This is a genomic window from Bradyrhizobium sp. 613_E4_N2_2 (genome assembly GCF_052075995.1).
Classification (GTDB): Bacteria; Pseudomonadota; Alphaproteobacteria; order Rhizobiales; family Xanthobacteraceae; genus Bradyrhizobium; species Bradyrhizobium barranii.
Window position 1 is genome coordinate 2597774 of record NZ_CP197234.1, and the last position, 20438, is coordinate 2618211.

Consider the following 20438-nt stretch of genomic DNA (forward strand, 5'->3'; position numbering starts at 1 on the left):
CGCCCCGTGGTTGCTGTAGCCGAGCTGCAACACTCGCTTCGGATCACATCTTCAAATTGTTTATATCCATTAATGACTTAGCGGAACCAAAAGCCCTCTGGCGTGCATAACCCTGATTGCCCGAGACGCGCAAAATCACTCAGTGCACTGGTGGGAGCGACCGCCGCCAGCCTTCACCGCCATCCACAGGGGTTCATAGGCATTCATATATATTTTCGCGGCCGAACCGTCACCGGATCGCGACACAAATGTAAACACAACAACCACATGGAATTGATTTAGCTACATTTTTTGCTCATTAATTCTTCCCTGCGCAGGGAAGGCCGAGTGATTGGCACCACCTGTATGCTGCTGTGCGGTTTCCTTGCGCTACCTTTCGCGCAGCGGACCGCGGGTGCGAGGTCAGCACCCGGCCTTCCCTGCGCCCTCTTGGCTTCGAGGGTGGAACGACGAAGCAAAGCTCGGGCGAAATGAGCCGCGAGAATGCGATGGTGTGTCTGCAACACGCGCTGTCATCGCCCGCGAAGGCGGGCGACCCAGCATTCCAGAGGCGGGTGTGGTTGAACGCTGCGCTTCGGCTATGCCGTGCCGATCACGAAGGGCAAGTACGACATCGTCCAGGAGTTCAGATGCGGCGGCACGTCGTTCTAACCACCGAGGAGCCGCCGGCAGGCGTCGACGAAGACCTGCGCGCCCGTGACGATGTCGGCGTCGGCGGTGTTCTCGGTCCAGTGGTGGCTGATGCCGCCGATCGACGGCACGAACAGCATGCCCGCGGGCATGACGGTCGCGAGCAGCTGCGCGTCGTGGCCGGCGCCGCTGGGCATGCGAATGGATCGTCCGCTGGCAAGGGCCTTGCTCGCGGCTTCGATGGCGTCCTGGAAGCCGGCGTTCATCATCGCGGGCGCGCCGGTGCGAATCTTCTCCACGGTGACGGTGCAAGGGCCCTTCGCGTTGGCCTCTTCCGACATGGTCCGCAGCAATTGCTCCAGCCGCGAGATCACAGCCGGATCGTCGTCGCGGATCTGGAACAGCAATTCGGCCTTGCCCGGAATGATGCTCGGCGCGCCGGGATCGAGCGTGATGCGGCCGGTGGTCCAGACCGTGCGCGGGCCACAGGCGCCTGGGAACCGCTCGTCGATCGCGACGCAGAACTTGGCCAGCGCGAGGCCGGCATCTTTTCGCGCCGCCATGCGGGTGGTGCCGGCATGGTTCTGCTCGCCGACGAAATTGATCTGGTATTGCCAGATGCCGACGATGGAGGTCACCACGCCGATCGCCAGCTTGCCGCTTTCGAGCGTGTCGCCCTGCTCGATATGCGCCTCCAGATATCCGACGTGCCGTCCCGGCTCGGCCGCGACGCGCGCGCGGCCCGAGAGCCCCATGTCGGCGAGCGCGCCGCGCATGGTGCGGCCGCTGGTGCGGTCGCGGGCGGCATCGATGTCGGCCTCGGTCACCTGTCCGACATAGGAGCGCGAGCCGAGGAAGTGCCCAAAATGTCCTTCCTCGTCGCACCAGGCGGCGATTTCGACCGCGCCCCTCACGGACGGATCGGCATTGAGCACGCGGGCCGCTTCGAGCGCATAGACGACGCCGAGCGGGCCATCGAGCCAACCGGCGTAGTTCTGGCTCTCCAGGTGCGAGCCCGCCAGCAGCTTCGGCCCCGGCTTCGCGCTGCTGCCGAACACATTGCCGATGCCGTCGATCGCGGCGGTGAGGCCGGCGTCGGGCAGCTTCTGCACCAGCCAGTCGAGCGACAGTTTGTGCGGCTCGGAGAAGGTCGGCTTGTGCACGCCGGTCTTGTAGGCGCCGATGGCACGGAGCGCATTGAGATCGGCGAGAACGCGTTGCCCATCGGCACGCGGCTTGGTGTCAGGCATGTTCGGCAACCTTCAGCGCCTCGGTGCGGATCTCCTCGACAAGCCGTTCCTTCAACTGGACGAATTCGGGCGTGGTCTTGATCTTGTAGGAGCGCGGATGCGGCAGGTCCACATTGATCTCTGCCTTGATACGGCCGGGGCGCGCGCTCATCACGATGACGCGGCTGCCGAGGAAGATGGCTTCCTCGATGTCGTGGGTGACGAACAGCACGGTCTTCTGGTCGCGCTCCCAGATGCCCAGCAGCATCTCCTGCATCAGGGCGCGGGTCTGGTTGTCGAGCGCGCCGAAGGGCTCGTCGAGCAGCAGGATCTTTGGATCGTTGGCGAGCGCGCGGGCGATCGCGGTGCGCTGCTGCATGCCGCCGGAGAGCTGCTTCGGCCAGTGGTTCTCGAAGCCGGACAGCCCGACCTGGCGGATAAAGGCATCGGCGATCTTGTTGCGCTCCGCCTCGGGCACGCCGCGCTCGCGCAGGCCGAAGGCGATGTTCTCGCGCACGCTCAGCCAGGGAAACAGCGTGTAGGACTGGAACACCATGCCGCGATCGGCGCCCGGGCCGGTCACCTCGCGCCCGTCGAGCGTGACGCGCCCGCTGGTCGGCCGGTCGAGACCGGCGACGATGCGAAGCAGCGTGGACTTGCCGCAGCCGGAGGGGCCGAGGATGGTGACGAAATCGTTGTTGCCGATGGTGAGGTCGGTCGGCTCCAGCGCCCTGGTCGGTGCGTTGCCGTGGCGCGCGGGGAAGGTTCGCGAGACCTGTTCGATCTTCAGCGTGGTCATGCGAGCCTCCACGGAAACAGCCAGGCGTTGAACGCCTTGAACATGAAGTCCGAGAGGAGACCGATCAGTCCGATCACGATGATGCCGAAGATGATCTGGCCGGTGTTGAGCAGCGCCTGGCTGTCGGTGATCATGTGGCCGATGCCCGATGACGAGCCAATCAGCTCGGCGACGATGACATAGGTCCAGGCCCAGCCCAGCACCAGCCGCAGAATCTCCGCGATCTCGGGTGCGGAGGAGGGCAGCAGCACCCGGCGGATGATGCCGCGGTCGCTGGCCCCGAGCGTATAGGCCGCCTCGACCAGATCGCGCCGCGTGGTGCCCACGGTTACGGCGATCATCAGGATGATCTGGAACACCGCGCCGATGAAGATGACGAGCAGCTTCTGCAATTCGCCGATGCCGGCCCACAGGATCAGCAGCGGGATAAAGGCCGAGGCAGGCAAATAGCGAGCAAAGGAGACGAACGGTTCGAGGAACGCTTCAACCGGCTTGTAGGCGCCCATCAGCACGCCGAGCGGAACCGCGATGATCGCCGCGAGCGCGAAGCCGCCGACGACGCGCCAGATCGTCATGCCGATGTCGAACAGGAAGCCCTGCTTGGCGAGCAGGTCATAGCCTTCCTGCATCATGGTCAGCGGGTTGGCGAGAAAGGTCTTCGACACATGGCCGCCGAGCGTCGCCCACGACCAGAGGGCAACGAACAGCACGAAGAACGCGAGGCCGTAAGCCACGCGCTGCTTCGATGTCACGGGATCCAGGGGACGCATCAACGATCTATCCGGGCGGTGAACGAGTTTTCCGGCCCCGCCGCGAGACGGGGCCGGCAGCTCCTGAACGGTTTACTTGATGTAGCTCGCGTCGAAGAGGTCCTCGACCTTCGGCGCGGCCTTGATGATGCCGATCTCGAGCAGGAGGTCGGCGGCCTCCTTGTTGAAGGTCAGGAAATCGCCGGCAAAGAACTTCTGGTTCGCGGCCTTGTCCTGCCAGCGCAGATATTTTGCCGAGTTGCCGAACGCGTCGCCGGTCTGCTTCACATCGGCACCCATGATCTCATAGGCCTTGGCCTGATCCTTGGCGATCATGTCGAGCGCCTCGAAATAGCTGTCGGCGAGCGCCTTGGCGGCCTTCGGGTTCTCGGTGAGGAACTTCGGCGTGCAGCCAAAGGTGTCCATGACCATCGGATAGTCGAGCGTGGTCGCGATGATCTTGCCCTTGTCGGGCGCGGCGCGAACCGTCGACAGATACGGCTCGTAGGTCATCGCGGCATCGTTCTGGCCGGAGACGAAGGCCTGCGCGGCCGCCGCGGGCTCGAGGTTCACGACGGTGACGTCCTTCACCGAGAGCCCGTTCTTCTTGAGCATCCAGGCCAGCGCGAAATAGGGCGAGGTGCCGGGCGCGGAAGCCGCGACGGTCTTGCCCTTGAGGTCCTTGATCGATGCGAGATCGTTGCGCACGGCCATGCCGTCGGCGCCGTAGCTCTTGTCGAGCTGGAAGATCTGCTTGGTCGCAACGCCATTGGCGTTCCACGAGATCCAGGTCTCGACGGTCGTGGCCGCGCACTGGACGTCGCCGGAGGCGATCGCGAGGTGGCGGTCCTTCTGCGGGATCTTCTTGATCGTCACGTCAAGACCGTTCTTCTTGAAGATGCCGGCCTCCTTCGCCAGCGTGAGCGGCGCGAAGCCGGTCCATCCGGAGATGCCCACGCCGACCTTGACGTCGTCGGCGAGCACGGGAGTGGAGGCCGCGAGGGCAATGATTGTCGCAAAAATTGTCGAACTACGCATGATTGTCGTCCTCTTGCCGATCGATGGATTGACGTCCCTGTTGATCATTCGGTCCTGATAGACCGTTGCCCGAAGCGTTGCACGATTTGTGCCGACATCGTTCTCTCAGCCTCCCTTGAATCGGGCGACAAGGCGGTGAGAGTCACCGGGATAGAGCAGGCGCACCGCGGTGATGGTGCGCGCGCTGCGCCAAGTATAGCGGTCGATCACGAGGCAAGGCGCGCCGACGGCGATGTCGAGCGCCTCCGCCGTGCGATCGTCCGCAACGATGGCGCTGATCGTATGCTCGGCTTCCGTCCATGGGACATGATGAAGCAGCCACGAGCCGGGCGGTTCGCGCGAGAAATCCGCCGTCGCTGCATCCGGCACGGACGACAGATCGATCAGTCGGTCCTCGACGGCAAACGGCACCTTGTCGGCGCTGTGCCGGCAGGTGATCGCAACCACCTTTCCGGCCTTCTTGACGCCAAGACGCTCGCGGTCGGCGGCGGTCGCCGCGCGCAGCTTGCGCCCGATCAGCTCGTAGCCGTACCCGCGGCCAAGCGCGGTGATCTCGGCGCGAATGTCTGCGATCTTCAGCACCGCGGACAGATGCTGCGGCCGGCGTACGAAGGAGCCGGCGCGCCGCCGCCGTTCGATCAGGTCTGCCTGCGCGAGCTCCGACAGCGCCTTGTTCACCGTCATGCGCGAGCAGCCGTAACGTGCGACCAGTTCGTGCTCGAACGGGATGCGATGCCCGGGCGGCCATTCGCCGGTCAGGATGCGCCTCTCGATGTCGGCGCGGATGCGCTTGTAGAGCGTCGGCTGGTCGGCGGCATCGGTGGCCAGGCTCATGCGACGAGCCTCCGCACCGCTGCGTTGAAGCGCTCGCGCGCGGTCTGTCGCAGTCTGTGTCGTCCGCCTTCGACGACCTTGTGGCCGCCGGCCCAGACGCAATCGATCGCGCCGGTCCCTCCGGCAAAAATCCAACCGTCGATGGCGGCGTCGCGCAAACGTCCCGCGAGCGACGGATGCGCGGTGTCGAGCGTGACGATGTCGGCGCGTGCGCCGGGCCCGAGGCCAACCGTCGCCTGTGCCAGCGCGCGCGCACCGCCGGCGAGCGTGTGATCGAACAGCGTACGTCCCGTCGAGCGACCTGCGCCGCCGGAGAGCACGTTGCGCTCACGATGCTTGAGACGCTGGCCATATTCGAGCTGACGCAGCTCGTCGGCGGCGCCGACCAGCACGTTGGAGTCGGTGCCCACACCGAACGCGCCCCCAGCGTCGACGAATTCGCGCGCCGGAAAGATGCCGTCGCCGAGACTGGCCTCGGTGATGGGGCAGAGACCCGCCACAGCACCGGTCTTCGCGAACGCGGTGACTTCCGCATCAGTCGTATGGGTCGCGTGGATGAGGCACCAGCGTTGATCGAGCGGCGCGTGCTCCAGCAGCCATTGCACCGGCCGTCGTCCCGACCAGGCCAGGCAATCCTCGACTTCCTTCACCTGCTCGGCGGCATGGATGTGCACCGGCCCGCCATCCGCGAGCGGAATGATCGCCGCGAGCTCATCCGGCGTCACCGCTCGCAGGCTGTGCGGCGCGATGCCGATATTGGCGCCCGGCAATCTGCTGATCGACTTGCGCGACGCAGCCATCAGCGCGGCGAACTGATCGACCGAGCAGATGAAGCGGCGTTGTCCGGCATGCGGTGCTGCGCCGCCAAAGGAGCCATGCGCATAAAAACTCGGCAGCAGCGTCAGGGCAATGCCGGAAGCTTCGGCAGCCTGTGCAATGCGCGCAGCCATTTCCGCGAGGTCGGCATAAGGGGAGCCGTCGCGATCGTGGTGGAGGTAGTGGAATTCGCCGACGCGGGTAAAGCCCTGTTCGAGCATCTCGACATACAACAGCGTCGCAACGGCGGCGACATCGTCCGGCGTCATCGTCAGCGCGAAGCGATACATCGTGTCGCGCCAGGTCCAGAACGTATCGGTGCTATCGCCGCGCAGTTCGGCCAGCCCCGCCATGCCGCGCTGGAATGCGTGGCTGTGCAGGCTCGCCAACCCCGGAAGCGCAATTCCATGACGCTCGTCGCCGGCGGCCGGCGCCACGCCCGGCGTCACCTCGGCGATCGCGCCGGCGGTGATCACCATCTGCACGTCATTGGCCCAGCCCGAAGGCAGGAGCGCGGAGGCGAAATGCAGTCGGGTCATGATTACACGCCGGCTGGACAGAACCGCCCCACGATTATATGTCTAGACATATAAGTCAAGCATCCCACGAAGGGACCATTGCATGGCAGAGCGCTTCGACCGGATCTGGCACAACGCCCGGCTCGCCACGATGCGGGCCGACCGTTCCGATCTCGGCGAGATCGAGCATGGCGTGATCGCCACGCGCGGCGGCCATATCGTCTATGCGGGCGCGGCGGCGGATTTTCCTGGTGATGCGGACGCGATCAAGCGGATCGATTGCGAGGGGCGTTGGATCACGCCCGGCCTCGTCGATTGCCATACCCATCTCGTCTATGGCGGCAATCGCGCGCACGAATTCGAGCTGCGCCTGAAGGGCGCAAGCTACGAGGAAATCGCGCGCGCCGGCGGCGGCATTGTCTCGACAGTCGCCGCGACGCGCAAGGCGAGCGAGGCCGAGCTCGTTGCAAGCGCGCTGCCGCGGCTCGATGCGCTGATCGGCGAGGGCGTCACCACCATCGAGATCAAGTCCGGTTACGGCCTCGATACCGAGACCGAGATGCGGCAGCTCTCAGCGGCGCGCATCCTCGGCCGTCAGCGGCCGGTTGCGATCCGCACCTCCTTTCTCGGGGCGCATGCGCTGCCTGTGGAGGCCGGCGGTGACAAGGATCGCTACATCGATCTCGTGTGTCATGAGATGCTGCCGGCCGTCGCAAAGGCCGGTCTTGCCGATGCCGTCGATGCCTTCATGGAAGGTATCGCGTTCTCGGCCGAGCAGACCGCGCGGGTGTTCGAGACGGCGAGGGGGCTTGGGCTGCCGGTCAAGCTCCATGCCGACCAGCTGTCGAACCTCGGCGGCGCTGCGCTGGCCGCAGAATTCTCGGCGCTCTCCGTCGATCATCTCGAGCACACCGACGAGGCCGGCGCCGCCGCAATGGCGAAGGCCGGAACTGTCGCCGTGCTGCTGCCCGGCGCCTTCTATTTCATCCGCGAGACGCAGAAACCGCCGATCGAAGCGTTCCGCAGGCACGGCGTCCACATGGCGCTCGCGACCGACTGCAATCCCGGCAGCTCGCCGCTGACATCGCTGCTGCTCACGATGAACATGGGCGCGACGCTGTTCCGGATGACGGTGGCCGAATGCCTCGCTGGTGTCACCCGTGAAGGCGCGCGTGCGCTCGGCGTGCTCAATGAGACCGGCACGCTGGAAGCAGGGAAGTGGTGCGATCTCGCGATCTGGGACATCGAGCGGCCCGCCGAGCTCGTCTACCGCATCGGCTTCAATCCGCTGCATCGCCGGGTGTGGAGGGGACAGTGACGGAACAGGGCGCGGCGATCGTCGTCAATCCAGGAACGGTCAGCCTCGACGATCTCGCGCGCGTGCTCGCTGGCGCTCCTGTTGTACTCGATCCGTCATTCTGGCCGCGCGTCGAAGCGGCGGCGGAGATCGTCGCAAAGGCAGCACATGGCGCCGCGCCGGTCTACGGCATCAATACCGGTTTTGGAAAACTGGCCTCGAAGCGCATTCCGCCCGACCAGACCGCGATGCTCCAGCGCAATCTCATCGTCTCGCATTGCTGCGGCGTCGGCCCGGCCACGCCGGAGCCGATCGTCCGGTTGATGATGGCGCTGAAGATCGTCTCGCTCGGCCGCGGCGCCTCCGGCGTGCGTCGCGAGGTGATCGAGCAGTTGCGGGCCATGCTGGCGCAGGACGTCTATCCGCTGGTGCCGCAGCAAGGCTCGGTCGGCGCCTCCGGCGATCTTGCGCCGCTCGCGCATATGACGGCGGTGATGATCGGCGAGGGGCAGGCGATTGTCGATGGCAAGACTGTCTCCGGCCGTGAGGCACTCGCCGTCGCCGGACTTGCGCCGCTGACGCTGGGCCCCAAGGAGGGGCTCGCCCTGATCAACGGCACGCAGTTCTCGACCGCCTACGCTATCTCCGGCGTCCTGCGCGCGTTTCGCCTGGCTCGCGCCGCGCTCGTCACCGGCGCGCTGTCGGTCGATGCGGCAATGGCCTCGACGGCGCCGTTCCGCCCGGAAATTCAGGCGTTGCGCGGTCACGCAGGACAGGTCGCTGCCGCCGCGACGTTGACAGCGTTGCTCGACGGCAGCGATATCAGGTTGTCGCATCTCGAAGGTGACGAGCGCGTGCAGGATCCCTATTGCCTGCGGTGCCAGCCGCAGGTCGCGGGCGCTGCGCTCGACCTGATCACGCAGGCCGCGCGCACGCTGATCGTCGAAGCAAACGCCGTCACCGACAATCCGCTCGTCCTGGTCGAGACCGGCGAGATCGTCTCCGGCGGCAATTTCCACGCCGAGCCGGTCGCCTTTGCCGCCGATACGATCGCGCTGGCGCTGTCGGAAATCGGTGCGATCAGCGAGCGGCGGATCGCGACGCTGGTCGATCCCGCGCTCAATTTCGGTCTGCCGCCGTTTCTGACGCCCGACCCCGGCATCAATTCCGGCTTCATGATCGCCGAGGTCACGGCTGCCGCACTGTACGCCGAGAACAAGCAGCGTGCGGCTGCCTGCTCGATCGACTCGACACCGACCAGCGCCAACCAGGAAGACCATGTCTCGATGGCCGCGCACGCCGCGCGTCGCCTCTCGGATATGGCCGATAATCTCGCCGCCATCCTCGGCATCGAGCTGCTGGTCGCCGCACAAGGCATCACGCTGCGCGCGCCGCATGCGACCAGTGCTCCACTCGCAGCCGTCATCGCTGCGCTTCGCGAGCATGTGCCCGCACTCGCCGCCGACCGATACATGGCCGGCGATCTCGCCAGGGCGGCTGCGTTGATCGAAGCCGATGCGCTACCGGCCGTGGCGATCGCGGCGCTTCCAACCGATCCGTTCCCGAGACTTGACCAAAGAGGTGCTCCGCATGAACCGCCGACTGGACAATGACCGCACCATCCGCGCCCCCCGCGGCAGCGACATCAGCGCCAAGAGCTGGCTGACGGAAGCGCCCCTGCGCATGCTGATGAACAATCTCGATCCTGATGTCGCGGAGCGTCCGAGCGAGCTCGTCGTCTATGGCGGCATTGGCCGCGCCGCGCGCGACTGGGAGAGCTTTGACCGCATCACGGCGGCCTTGCGCAAGCTCGAGAATGACGAGACGCTGCTGGTTCAGTCCGGCAAGCCGGTCGGTGTCTTCCGCACCCATGCCGATGCCCCGCGCGTCCTGATCGCGAACTCCAACATTGTGCCGCATTGGGCGACGCTCGACCATTTCAACGAGCTCGATCGCAAGGGCCTGATGATGTACGGCCAGATGACGGCGGGCTCCTGGATCTATATCGGCAGCCAGGGCATCGTGCAGGGTACCTACGAGACCTTCGTCGAGGTCGGCCGGCGCCACTATAGCGGCAGCCTCGCGGGAAGATGGATTCTCACCGCCGGTCTCGGCGGAATGGGCGGCGCGCAGCCGCTGGCCGCGACCATGGCGGGCGCCTCGATGCTCGCGGTCGAATGCCAGCCGAGCCGCATCGAGATGCGATTGCGCACCGGCTATCTCGATCGGCAGGCCGCGACGCTCGACGAGGCGCTGGCGATCATGGAAGAGGCGGCGAGGACCAAGAAGGCAATATCGGTCGGTTTGCTCGGCAATGCCGCGGAGATTTTCCCTGAGCTGGTGCGCCGCGGCGTCAAACCCGACATCGTCACCGACCAGACCAGCGCGCATGATCCGATCAACGGCTACTTGCCGAAGGGCTGGACGCTCGCCGATTGGGAAACCAAGCGCGCCGCCGATCCGAAGGCGGTGGAGCGTGCGTCGAAGACGTCGATGGTCGAGCACGTCCAGGCCATGCTGGATTTCCATGCGCAGGGCATTCCGACGCTCGACTACGGCAACAACATCCGCCAGATGGCGCAGGACATGGGCCTGAAGAACGCCTTCGATTTTCCGGGCTTCGTTCCCGCCTATATCCGTCCCTTGTTCTGCCGAGGCGTCGGGCCGTTCCGCTGGGCTGCGCTGTCGGGCGATCCCGAGGACATCTTCAAGACCGACGCCAAGGTCAAGGAGCTGATGCCTGACGACAAGCATCTGCACAACTGGCTCGATATGGCCAGGGAGCGGATCAAGTTCCAGGGCCTGCCGGCGCGGATCTGCTGGGTCGGCCTCGGCGACCGAGATCGCCTGGGCCTTGCCTTCAACGAGATGGTGGCACGTGGCGAACTGAAGGCGCCGATCGTGATCGGCCGCGATCATCTCGACAGCGGCTCGGTGGCGAGTCCCAACCGCGAGACCGAGGCGATGAAGGACGGGTCGGACGCTGTGTCCGACTGGCCGCTGCTCAACGCACTGCTCAATTGCGCCAGCGGCGCGACCTGGGTTTCGCTGCACCATGGCGGCGGCGTCGGCATCGGCTACTCGCAGCATGCCGGCATGGTGATCGTCGCCGACGGCACGCCGGAAGCCGCGAAGCGCATTGAGCGCGTGCTGTGGAATGATCCCGCCAGCGGCGTCATGCGCCACGCAGACGCGGGCTATGAGACCGCGATTGATTGCGCCCGCGGCAAGGGGCTCGATCTACCGAGCCTGGCGAAGTAGCTACGCTTCAGTCGCGCGCCAAAAGCTTCGGCATCGTCATCTTCGCGCCGTCCATGAAGGTCTGGACGGCGTCGCGGACGATCGCGTCGAGATCGGGCGGGATCGGCGTCTCGTAGATGAACTTGCGGATGGCGAGATAGAAGATGCGGCCGTGTAGGCCCCAGAACAGCTCGGTCTCGCGTTCGCTAAGCGGATGGGATTTCGCGTCGGGCAGCTTCAGATCGTGGCGCAGCTCGGCCGCCGCGGGCTCGATGATCTCGCGGCGGACAATGTCGAGATAACGGCCGGTGATACCGAACGACTTCATGCCGGAGAAGACGAAGATCCGCACCCAATTGTACTCGAACACGCGTTCGACATAGTCGAGATAGAAGCGCGTCAGCCGCGCCTCGAGCGGTAAGGTTCGGTCGCGGATCATCGGCCCCCAGTCGGGCGACCAGCGGCTGAGATAGACCTCCTGGTAGACCCGCTCGATCAGCGCCTCCTTGCTCGGGAAGTGGCGATAGATCGCCGAATGCGTGATGCCCATGCGTTTTGCCAGTTCGCGGGTCTGGCCCTCGAAGCCATGCTCGGCGAAGAAGCGGATCGCCTCGTCCACGATCGCGCGCTCGCGGTCGGCCGCGCGCATGTTGCGGCGCTTTGGCGCGGACTTGCTGCCTGTGTCCGTCCGCTTCCGGACCGGTCGCTTCGCTAGTTTCTGCGCTTTTCGGGCCATTTCGACGCTGTTTAGCAATCTCCGGCTGCCTTCTTAGCCTAAAGGTGCATTTGTGACCAAATGGTCATTTCCTGTTGACCGCCTCCCGGCGGCGTGTCAGGATTTTGAGACCAGATGGTTACAAATCTGGCATCCCGGCTGATGAGCCGACGGATCTCTGAGGAAACGGCGGTGAAGGCGAGGGCTTTCAGCTATTTTCGTGCTGCGACGATCGACCAGGCGCTGGATGCTCATGCCCGCGCTGGCGATGACGCGCGCTTCATCGCCGGGGGGCAGAGCCTCGTACCGGCACTGTCGCTGCGGCTGCAAGCACCGCGCTTGCTGATCGACATCACCCATATTGACGAGCTGCGCGGCGTCGGGCGTGAAGGCGGTTACTTGCGTATCGGCGCGCTGACGCGGCACTGCGAGATGCTGAGCGAGCCGCTAATCGCCGAATTCGCGCCGCTGCTGCATGCTGCTGCGCCTTTTGTAGCCCATCCCGCGATCCGCAACCGCGGCACCATTGGCGGCAGCGTCGCGCTCGCCGATCCTGCCTCCGAATTCCCGGCGATGACCCTGGCGCTCGATGCCGAGATCGAAATCGCCGGCCCTTCCGGCAGCCGGCGTGTGAAAGCCGACGACTTCTTCGTCGAGCTGTTCGAGACCGCATTGCAGCCCGGTGAGCTGATCACCGCGATCTATGTTCCGCTGTTCAAAGCCGATCAGCGTTTTGCGTTCGACGAGCTGGCGCGCCGGCGCGGGGACTATGCTCTGGTCGGGTGCGGCATGCTTGCGACTTTCACAGCCGAACGCATCGACGACATCCGCATTTCCTTCTTCTCGGTCGGCAATACACCGACGCGGGTGAAGGGCGCTGAGGCAACCCTGATCGGCTCGAACCTGGATCCTGAGCGTATCGCCGCCGCACAAGCTGCGCTCGAAGGCGATCTCGCCCCGCCGGACAGCGACGAGGTGCCGCCGGCGATGCGGCTGCATCTTGCCCGCGTGCTGCTCGGCCGCCTGCTCGGACGTCTGGGTGAGGGCGCATGAGCGGTTTTGACGAAACCCTTTTGGACGACCCCGACGAGACCGTGCGGGTCCGCTTCGTCGTCAATGGCCGCAAGGTCGCCTGCGAGGTGGCGCCGCGCGAGACGCTGGTCGATTGCCTGCGCAACGCGCTCGAACTGACCGGCACGCATGCGGGCTGCGAGATGGGGGCCTGCGGCGCCTGCCTGGTGCAGCTCGACGGCCGCGCTGTGCACTCCTGCCTGATCTTTGCAGTGCAGGCCGATGGCGCCAAGATCAATACCATCGAAGGTCTTACCGAGAGCGGCGTGATCGCCGATCTCCAGGCCGAATTCCATCGCCGCAACGCGCTGCAATGTGGCTTCTGCACGCCGGGCATGCTGGTCAATGCGCACGAGTTGCTCTCGCAGATCGCTCTGCCCAGCCGCGACGAGATCCGCGACGCGCTGTCGGGCAATTATTGCCGCTGCACCGGCTATGAGGCGATCGTCGACGCCATCGACGCGGTGGCCAAAGCGCGCAATGAAAATGGAGGCGCGACATGAGCGCGCCACTGACCTCGCTCGACCGCCCTAATTCCTATATCGGCCGTTCCGTGCCGCGCCCGAACGCCAAGCGGCTGCTCGCCGGCCGCGGACGCTATGTCAGCGACCTTCGCTTGCCGCGTATGCTCCATGCCGCCTTCCTGCGCAGTCCGCATGCGCACGCGAAGATCGTCGCCATCAATACCGAGCAAGCGCGCGCACTCGAAGGCGTGCATCTCATTGCCACCGGCGAGGACCTCGCAAAGATCTGCACGCCCTGGACCGGCACGCTCGACCACTTCAAGGGCATGACGTCGGCTCCGCAATTGCCATTGCCGCTCGACCGCGTGGTCTGGGCCGGGCAGGCTGTGGTGGCCGTCGTGGCCGAGAGCCGGGCGCTTGCGGAAGATGCGCTGGAGCTGATCGAGATCGACTATGAGGACCTCCCTGTCGTGGTCGATATCGACAGTGCACGAGAGGTTGGTGGCCCGCTGATCAATCCGGGCAGTGTCAATAACACCTGTTTCCGGGCCCAGCTCGACAATGGCGCCGTTGACGACGCGTTTGCGCAGGCCGCGCATGTGGTGGAAGAGGAGTTCTCCTTCGGCCGCCACACTGCGGTGACGCTGGAGCCTCGCGCCATCGTCGCCGACTACGATCCCGCCGCCGGTGCGCTGACCGTGCATCACGCGACGCAAACGCCCTACCAGTTCCAGGATCTCTATTCGCGCCACTACGGTATCCCCGAGGCCCGCGTTCGCGTGATCGCGACCGACATCGGCGGCTCCTTCGGGATGAAGCTGCATGTCTATCACGAGGACATGGCGGTGGTCGGCCTGTCGATCCTGCTCGGCCGTCCCGTCAAATACGTCGCCGACCGCATCGAGTCCTTCGTCTCCGACATCCACGCCCGCGACCATCGCGTCCGCGCCCGCATGGCGCTCGATGCCAAGGGCGAGATTCTGGCGATGGACGTGCTGGACCTGACCGCGATCGGGGCGTTCTCGACCTATCCGCGCACCAGCGTGGTCGAGGGCAACCAGGTGATCCGCCTGATCGGCGCGCCCTATCGTTTCAAGAACTATCGCGCCACACTGGAGGTGATCTTCCAGAACAAGGTGCAGACCAGCCAGTACCGCGCCGTCGGCCATCCCATCGCCTGCGCCGTCACCGAGCGGCTGGTGGACATGGCGGCGGCCAAGGTCGGCCTCGATCCCTTCGTCATCCGCGCGCAGAACGTTATCGCTGACGATGCCTATCCGCAGACCTCGCCGACCGGCTATCGCTTCGAGGCGCTGTCGCATCAGGCCTGCCTGAAGCGCCTGCACGAGATGATGGGTTATGAGGCGTTGCGCGCCGAGCAGGCCGATTTGCGCAAGCGCGGCATCTATCGCGGCATCGGCATTGCGGCCTTCGTCGAGATCACCAATCCCAGCCCGGCCTTCTACGGCGTCGGCGGCGCGCGCATCTCGTCGCAGGACGGCGCGATCCTCAGCCTGACGCCGTCGGGCGAGGTCCGCTGCCTGATCTCGGTCACCGAGCAGGGGCAGGGTACCGAGGCGATCATCAGCCAGATCGTGGCCGATCAGCTCGGCCTTGCGCAGGAACACGTCAAGGTCATCACGGGAGATACCGAGGTGACGCCGCATGGCGGCGCGACCTGGGCCTGCCGTGGCGCCGGCATCGGCGGTGAGACCGCGCTGCAGGCCACGCGCGTGCTCAAGCGCAATATTCTGGAGATTGCCGCGCTCATTCTTCAGGAGCAGCCGTCGGCACTCGACATCATCGATGGCGAGGTCGTCGACGCCGTGACCCGGAACCAGCGGTTGCCGATCTCCGAGATCGCGCGGATCGCCTATTTCCGCTCCGACACCTTGCCGCCCGGCACACAGGCGCAGCTCACCGTCAGTCATCATTTCGCTCCGCAGGGCTATCCCTTCGCCTTCACCAACGGCATCCAGGGCTGTTCGCTGGAGGTCGATGTCGAGACCGGCTTCATCAAGGTGCTGAAGCACTTCATCGTCGAGGATTGCGGCCGCGTCATCAATCCGATGCTGGTGGACGAGCAGCTTCGCGGCGGCATCGTGCAGGGGCTCGGCGCGGCGCTGTTTGAGGAATGCCGCTACAGCGAGACAGGTCAGCTCATGAACGGCTCGCTCGCCGACTACCTCGTTCCGATGCCGATGGAAATGCCCGACATCGTCATCGGCCATGTCGAGACGCCGACCGCCGACACCGAACTCGGCGCCAAGGGGGTTGGCGAGGCCGGCACGGCGGCGGCATCCGCCTGCGTTCTCAACGCCGTCAACGACGCGCTCACGCCGTTCGGCGCGACGATCAATTCGATCCCGATCACGCCCATAAAAGTCCTGAAAGCCCTGAAACGCTTCTAAAAAAAGTCAGTTGGAGGAAATCATGCCCAAATCCGGTTCGACCTCGACAATATCCCGCCGCACTGCGCTCGCCGGCCTCTCCGCCGGCGCCGCCCTGCTCGCCATGCCGCGGCTCGGCCGCGCCGCGGACGAGACGATTCGCATTGGCTTCCCGACGCCGCTGACCGGACCGTTCGCCGCTGAGGCGCGCGATCAGGTCAAATGCGCCGAGCTCGCCGTCAAGCTCGTCAACGACAAGGGCGGCATCGGCGGCCGCAAGGTCGAGCTCTTGGTGCGTGACGACAAGCTCAATGCCGGCGAGGCCGCGACCCGGACGCTGGAGCTGATCGAGAAGGACAAGGTCCACGCCGTGGTGGGCGCGCTTTCCAGCGCGGTGCAGCTCGCCGTCAATGAAGTCACCCGTGCCCGCGGCGTGATCTACGTGTCGATCAGCCAGTCCGACACCATCAACGAGGCCAAGGATTTCAGTAAGTATACGTTCCACGAGGCGCTGAACCCGCACATGACGACCGCTGCGGTGGCGCGGCAGACGCTGAAGAAGGGCATGAAGGTCGCCCATCTCGTTGCGGACTACGCCTATGGTCACGAGATGCTGCGTGGCTTCAAGCGCGCGCAGACGGCGATCGGCGCCGATACCGTCGGCGAAATTCTTCATCCGTTCGGCGCGGCCGACTATTCCACCTTCATGCCGCGCCTGATGTCGATGCGGCCGGACGTGCTCTGCATTTCCAATTTCGGCCGCGACCAGGCTAACGCGATCAAGCAGGCGGTGGATTTCGGCGTCAAGCAGCAGATGAAGATCGTCGTGCCCGTCATCCTGCACAACCAGCGGCTCGCGGTCGGCCCTGACGTGTTCGAGGGCGTGGTCGGCGGTGCCAATTACTATTGGGGCCTGGAGCCGCAGAGCAAATCGGCGGCCGCTTTCAACGCGGCGTTCAAGGCCGCCAATGGCGGTGCGATCCCGACCGATTACGGCGCCTACGGCTATTCCGGCGTCGGATCGCTGCTGGCAGCCATGCAGGCCGCCGGCGGCACCGACACCGACAAGGTCGTCGATGCCCTCGAGAAGCTGCAATATGACTTGACCAAGGGCCCGCAGCATTACCGCAAATGCGACCACCAGTCGGTGCAGTCGGTGCTGGTGCTGGAGTCCAAGAAGAAGTCCGCGATGGCGAACGACAACGACCTGTTTGCGATTCTCGCCAACGACACCGGCTCCGATGATATGCTGCGCAGCTGCAGCGAGCTCGGCCACGCGACCTGAAGCCTCAACCGATGGACCTGTCGCTGATCATCATGCAGCTTCTTTCCGGGATCGCCCTTGGGGCGGTCCTGGTGATCACTGCGCTTGGACTGACCATCGTGTTCGGCATGCTCGGGGTGGTCAATTTCGCCCATGGCGCGCTGTTTATGATCGGAGCCTATGCGGGGCTGTATCTGGCGTCGCTCACCGGCAGTTTCTGGTGGGGATTGCTGCTCGCTCCCATCCTGATCGGCGCGTTCGGCATGCTGATCGAGTTCGTCCTGATCCGAAGACTTTATGGACGCTCGATCGACGATCCACTGCTGCTCACTTTCGGCCTCAGCTACATCCTGGTCGAGGGCGTGCGGATCGTGTTCGGCAGCGACGGCATTCCGTTTCCGACCCCGCCGCAGCTCGTCGGCGTGCTCGATCTCGGCATCGGCTTCTTCCCGCGCTATCGCCTGTTCGTCATCGCGCTGGTGGCGGTGGTGCTGCTGGTGCTCTGGCTGACGCTGGAGAAGACCCGCATCGGCCTCATTGTGCGCGCGGGCGCCCGCGATCCCACCATCATGCAGGTGCTCGGCGTCGATATCGGCCGGGTCTGGCTCGCGATTTTTGGCCTTGGCGTCGGACTTGCCGCGCTCGGTGGTGTGCTCGCGGGTCCCATGCGCAGCGTCAATCCGGAGATGGGCTCGCTGGTACTGGCGGAGGCCTTCGTCGTGACCGTGATCGGCGGGCTCGGCTCGATCGTCGGCGCGGTCGTCGCCGGCCTCATGGTTGGCATCTCCATCAGCCTGGTGGCGCTGTTCGCGCCTGAAATGGCGACCATCGTCATGTTCGCGCTGATGGCGATTGTGCTGCTGATCCGCCCGCAAGGCCTGTTCGGCGTGAGAGGGAGGACCGCGTGACGTCACCATCGAACGGCGAAGCGGTCGCCAAGCCCTCGTCCAGCGGGCTTAGTTGGCTTCTCGAGCAGCGCGTGCTGCTCTCCATCGCGGTGCTGGCCGTGCTGCCATGGCTGCTGCCGTCCCAGGCGCTGGCCGTCAACGTCCTGATCTACGGAGTCGTGGTGATGGGCTACAATCTGCTGTTCGGCTACACCGGGCTGCTGTCGTTCGGGCAGGCGGCGTTCTTCGGCGCGGGCGCCTACTTCACCGGTATTGCGATCGGCCGCTACGGCGTGCCCTGGTTCGCCGCGGTGCCGATCGCCGTCCTCCTGAGCACCGGCCTTGCCGCCGCAATCGGCATCGTCTCGACGCGCACCCGCGGCATCTATTTTTCCATGGTGACGCTGGCGCTGGCCCAGCTCGTCTACTACGTCGCGCTGCAGGCCTCGTCCTTCACGGGCGGCGAGAACGGCCTGCGCGGCTTCACCGTCGACCGCATCAGCCTGTTCGGCTTCCCCGTCAATTTCCTCGACCCCGTCAACAAATATTACGTGCTGATGGCCTTCGCGGCGCTCGCGATGTGGTTCCAGTCGCGGATCCTGAACTCACCGTTCGGCGCCGTCATCGAGGCCATCCGCGAAAACGAGCAGCGGGCGCGGGCGTGCGGCTATGACGTCGAGCGGAGCAAGCTGATCGTGTTCATGCTGTCGGGTGCGATCTCCTCGCTTGGCGGCTGCATGCTGGCGCTGCACCTGTCGATCGTACCGCTCGACCTTTTGCACTACCAGACATCGGGCATGATCGTGATGATGGTGCTGCTCGGCGGCGCGCGCAGCTTCTTCGGGCCCTTCGTCGGGGCTGCGAGCTTCCTGATCCTGGAGGATGTCATCTCGCTTTGGACGCCGCATTGGCAGATTTTTGTCGGCGCGATCTTCGCGCTGTTCGTGCTGTTCCTGCCCAAGGGGATCTGGGGAACGCTGCTCGACACGCTCGGCATCGGAAAGGCGCGGCCATGAGCGGCGAACTGCTTCGCGTCGAGGGGGTCGGCAAGCGTTTTGGCGGCTTCGTCGCGCTCGAAGACATTACCGTGTCCTTTGCGGCGGGACAGCTCACCTCGATCATCGGGCCGAACGGCGCTGGCAAGAGCACCTTCTTCAACATCCTCTCCGGCGCGCTGGCCCCGACGTCGGGCACGCTGCACTTCAGGGGACGCGAACTGAACGGCCTGCCGCAGCACCGCTTCGTGCATCAGGGCATCTCGCGCTCCTACCAGATCACGAACATCTTTCCGGACTTGTCCGTGCACGAGAATGTGCGCGTGGCAGCCCAGGCGCTGACCGTGAGCTACGACATCTGGCGCAACCGCGCCCGGCTGACGGAGCTGAACGCGCGCGCCGATGCGGCGCTTGAGGCGGTCGGACTGCTCGGCAAGCGCGCCGACTTAGCAAAATTCCTCTCGCACGGCCAGCAGCGCGCGCTGGAGATCGCGATCGCGCTGGTCTCCGAGCCCGAGCTGCTCCTGCTCGACGAGCCCACCGCCGGCATGGGGCCGGAAGAGACCAAGGACATGGTCGCGCTGCTCGAACGGCTCGCGGAGAAGCGCACGGTGCTGCTGGTCGAGCACAAGATGAAGATGGTGCTCGGCCTGTCCAAGCGTGTCGTGGTGCTGCATCACGGCCGTCTGCTGGCGGACGGCGCGCCCGACGAGATCAGGAGCAACCCGGAAGTCCGGCGGGTTTACCTCGGACAGAGTGAAGGCTATGGCTGAGACCGCGCTGCTCGAAATCGATGATCTCCACGCCTGGTATGGCGCAAGCCATATCCTGCACGGCATTTCCCTGCACGTGAAGGAGGGCGAGGTGGTTGCTCTCGTCGGCCGCAACGGCGCCGGCAAGACCACGACGCTGCGGGCGATGATGGGTCTGATGCCGAAGGCGACCGGCCGCGTGCGCTTTGCGGGCAGAGAGCTGCTGCCGCTCCGCGCTCATCAGCGCTTCCATCTCGGTTTGGCCTATGTGCCGGAGGAGCGCCGCATCGTTCCCGGGCTCTCTGTGCGCGAGAACTTGCGGCTCGGCCTGGTCGCGGCCGGAAGCGAGATCGAGGAGCGCGCCGCGATCGACGAGATCGCCGAAACCTTTCCGCGCCTGAAGGAACGCCTCGATCAGGAGGGCGTCACGCTGTCGGGCGGCGAGCAACAAATGCTCGCGATCGCCCGCGCGCTCATCGCAAAACCCAAGATGATCCTGCTCGACGAGCCCTCGGAAGGCATCATGCCCGTCCTGGTCGAGGAGATGGGCGTGCTGTTCCGCCGCTTGCGCGACGAGGGCAAGACACTGCTGCTGGTCGAGCAGAATGTCGAATGGGCCCTGCGGCTGGCCGACCGGGCGGTGATCATTGACCAGGGCGAGGTCGTGCATCAAAGCAGCGCCGCGGCACTGCTGGCGGACAAGGACATCCAGGAGCGCTATTGCGCGGTGTGACGGCTCCGAGAGCCGCA

The 20438-nt window shown here is 65.3% G+C and carries 18 protein-coding genes; 11 read left to right on the forward strand and 7 right to left on the reverse strand.

All coding sequences use genetic code 11. From position 1 onward, the window contains the following. Positions 1-647 precede the first annotated feature (647 nt). The 6 genes from AB7290_RS12240 to AB7290_RS12265 form a co-directional block, all read right to left on the reverse strand. Entirely contained in the window at positions 648-1880 is a 1233-nt protein-coding gene (locus AB7290_RS12240) for a Zn-dependent hydrolase (protein WP_354096565.1), read from the reverse strand. Then, the gene (locus AB7290_RS12245) at positions 1873-2658 is read right to left on the reverse strand and encodes an ABC transporter ATP-binding protein (RefSeq protein ID WP_063981932.1); all 786 of its coding nucleotides are present in this window, start codon (positions 2656-2658) and stop codon (positions 1873-1875) included. Before AB7290_RS12245 ends, AB7290_RS12240 begins: the two co-directional genes overlap by 8 nt. After that, positions 2655-3428 (reverse strand): ABC transporter permease, encoded by a 774-nt coding sequence (locus AB7290_RS12250; protein WP_071911576.1) that lies wholly within the window; start codon positions 3426-3428, stop codon positions 2655-2657. Before AB7290_RS12250 ends, AB7290_RS12245 begins: the two co-directional genes overlap by 4 nt. A gap of 72 nt (positions 3429-3500) precedes the next feature. Then, positions 3501-4445, reverse strand: coding sequence for an ABC transporter substrate-binding protein (locus AB7290_RS12255; RefSeq protein WP_283017258.1), 945 nt, complete (start codon positions 4443-4445; stop codon positions 3501-3503). A gap of 105 nt (positions 4446-4550) precedes the next feature. Further along, on the reverse strand, positions 4551-5279 hold the full coding sequence (hutC, locus tag AB7290_RS12260) for a histidine utilization repressor (RefSeq protein WP_354096566.1): 729 nt from the start codon (positions 5277-5279) through the stop codon (positions 4551-4553). Next, positions 5276-6634, reverse strand: coding sequence for a formimidoylglutamate deiminase (locus AB7290_RS12265; protein WP_283017256.1), 1359 nt, complete (start codon positions 6632-6634; stop codon positions 5276-5278). The genes hutC and AB7290_RS12265 overlap by 4 nt, the downstream gene beginning before the upstream one ends. Before the next feature lie 82 nt (positions 6635-6716). On the opposite strand from AB7290_RS12265, the gene hutI reads away from it, so the two are divergent. From hutI to hutU, 3 genes are read left to right on the forward strand one after another with little or no spacing between them, the layout of a single operon-like run. Continuing rightward, entirely contained in the window at positions 6717-7931 is a 1215-nt protein-coding gene (gene hutI, locus AB7290_RS12270; protein WP_283017255.1) for an imidazolonepropionase, read from the forward strand. Then, positions 7928-9523 (forward strand): histidine ammonia-lyase, encoded by a 1596-nt coding sequence (gene hutH, locus AB7290_RS12275; protein WP_283017254.1) that lies wholly within the window; start codon positions 7928-7930, stop codon positions 9521-9523. The genes hutI and hutH overlap by 4 nt, the downstream gene beginning before the upstream one ends. After that, positions 9501-11171 (forward strand): urocanate hydratase, encoded by a 1671-nt coding sequence (gene hutU / locus AB7290_RS12280; RefSeq protein ID WP_354130734.1) that lies wholly within the window; start codon positions 9501-9503, stop codon positions 11169-11171. The genes hutH and hutU overlap by 23 nt, the downstream gene beginning before the upstream one ends. Positions 11172-11178: 7 nt before the next feature. Here the strand turns inward: hutU and AB7290_RS12285 are convergent, their stop codons facing one another. Next, complete coding sequence (locus tag AB7290_RS12285; RefSeq protein ID WP_283017252.1) at positions 11179-11799, reverse strand: TetR/AcrR family transcriptional regulator; 621 nt, start codon at positions 11797-11799, stop codon at positions 11179-11181. A gap of 258 nt (positions 11800-12057) precedes the next feature. On the opposite strand from AB7290_RS12285, the gene AB7290_RS12290 reads away from it, so the two are divergent. The 8 genes from AB7290_RS12290 to AB7290_RS12325 are packed head-to-tail and all read left to right on the forward strand — an operon-like array spanning position 12058 to position 20421. Continuing rightward, positions 12058-12918: an FAD binding domain-containing protein gene (locus tag AB7290_RS12290; protein ID WP_283017251.1), complete on the forward strand. Its 861-nt coding sequence runs from the start codon at positions 12058-12060 to the stop codon at positions 12916-12918. Beyond that, complete coding sequence (locus tag AB7290_RS12295; protein ID WP_283017250.1) at positions 12915-13439, forward strand: (2Fe-2S)-binding protein; 525 nt, start codon at positions 12915-12917, stop codon at positions 13437-13439. Before AB7290_RS12290 ends, AB7290_RS12295 begins: the two co-directional genes overlap by 4 nt. Beyond that, entirely contained in the window at positions 13436-15811 is a 2376-nt protein-coding gene (locus tag AB7290_RS12300; RefSeq protein ID WP_283017249.1) for a xanthine dehydrogenase family protein molybdopterin-binding subunit, read from the forward strand. The genes AB7290_RS12295 and AB7290_RS12300 overlap by 4 nt, the downstream gene beginning before the upstream one ends. Before the next feature lie 22 nt (positions 15812-15833). Next, on the forward strand, positions 15834-17075 hold the full coding sequence (locus AB7290_RS12305; protein ID WP_283017248.1) for an ABC transporter substrate-binding protein: 1242 nt from the start codon (positions 15834-15836) through the stop codon (positions 17073-17075). Positions 17076-17086: 11 nt separating this feature from the next. After that, entirely contained in the window at positions 17087-17962 is an 876-nt protein-coding gene (locus AB7290_RS12310; RefSeq protein ID WP_071911591.1) for a branched-chain amino acid ABC transporter permease, read from the forward strand. Beyond that, the gene (locus tag AB7290_RS12315; RefSeq protein WP_441253429.1) at positions 17959-18957 is read left to right on the forward strand and encodes a branched-chain amino acid ABC transporter permease; all 999 of its coding nucleotides are present in this window, start codon (positions 17959-17961) and stop codon (positions 18955-18957) included. Before AB7290_RS12310 ends, AB7290_RS12315 begins: the two co-directional genes overlap by 4 nt. Next, positions 18954-19709, forward strand: a complete 756-nt coding sequence (locus AB7290_RS12320) for an ABC transporter ATP-binding protein (RefSeq protein ID WP_283017246.1) — start codon at positions 18954-18956, stop codon at positions 19707-19709. Before AB7290_RS12315 ends, AB7290_RS12320 begins: the two co-directional genes overlap by 4 nt. Continuing rightward, the gene (locus tag AB7290_RS12325) at positions 19702-20421 is read left to right on the forward strand and encodes an ABC transporter ATP-binding protein (RefSeq protein WP_283017245.1); all 720 of its coding nucleotides are present in this window, start codon (positions 19702-19704) and stop codon (positions 20419-20421) included. Before AB7290_RS12320 ends, AB7290_RS12325 begins: the two co-directional genes overlap by 8 nt. Positions 20422-20438: the final 17 nt, after the last annotated feature.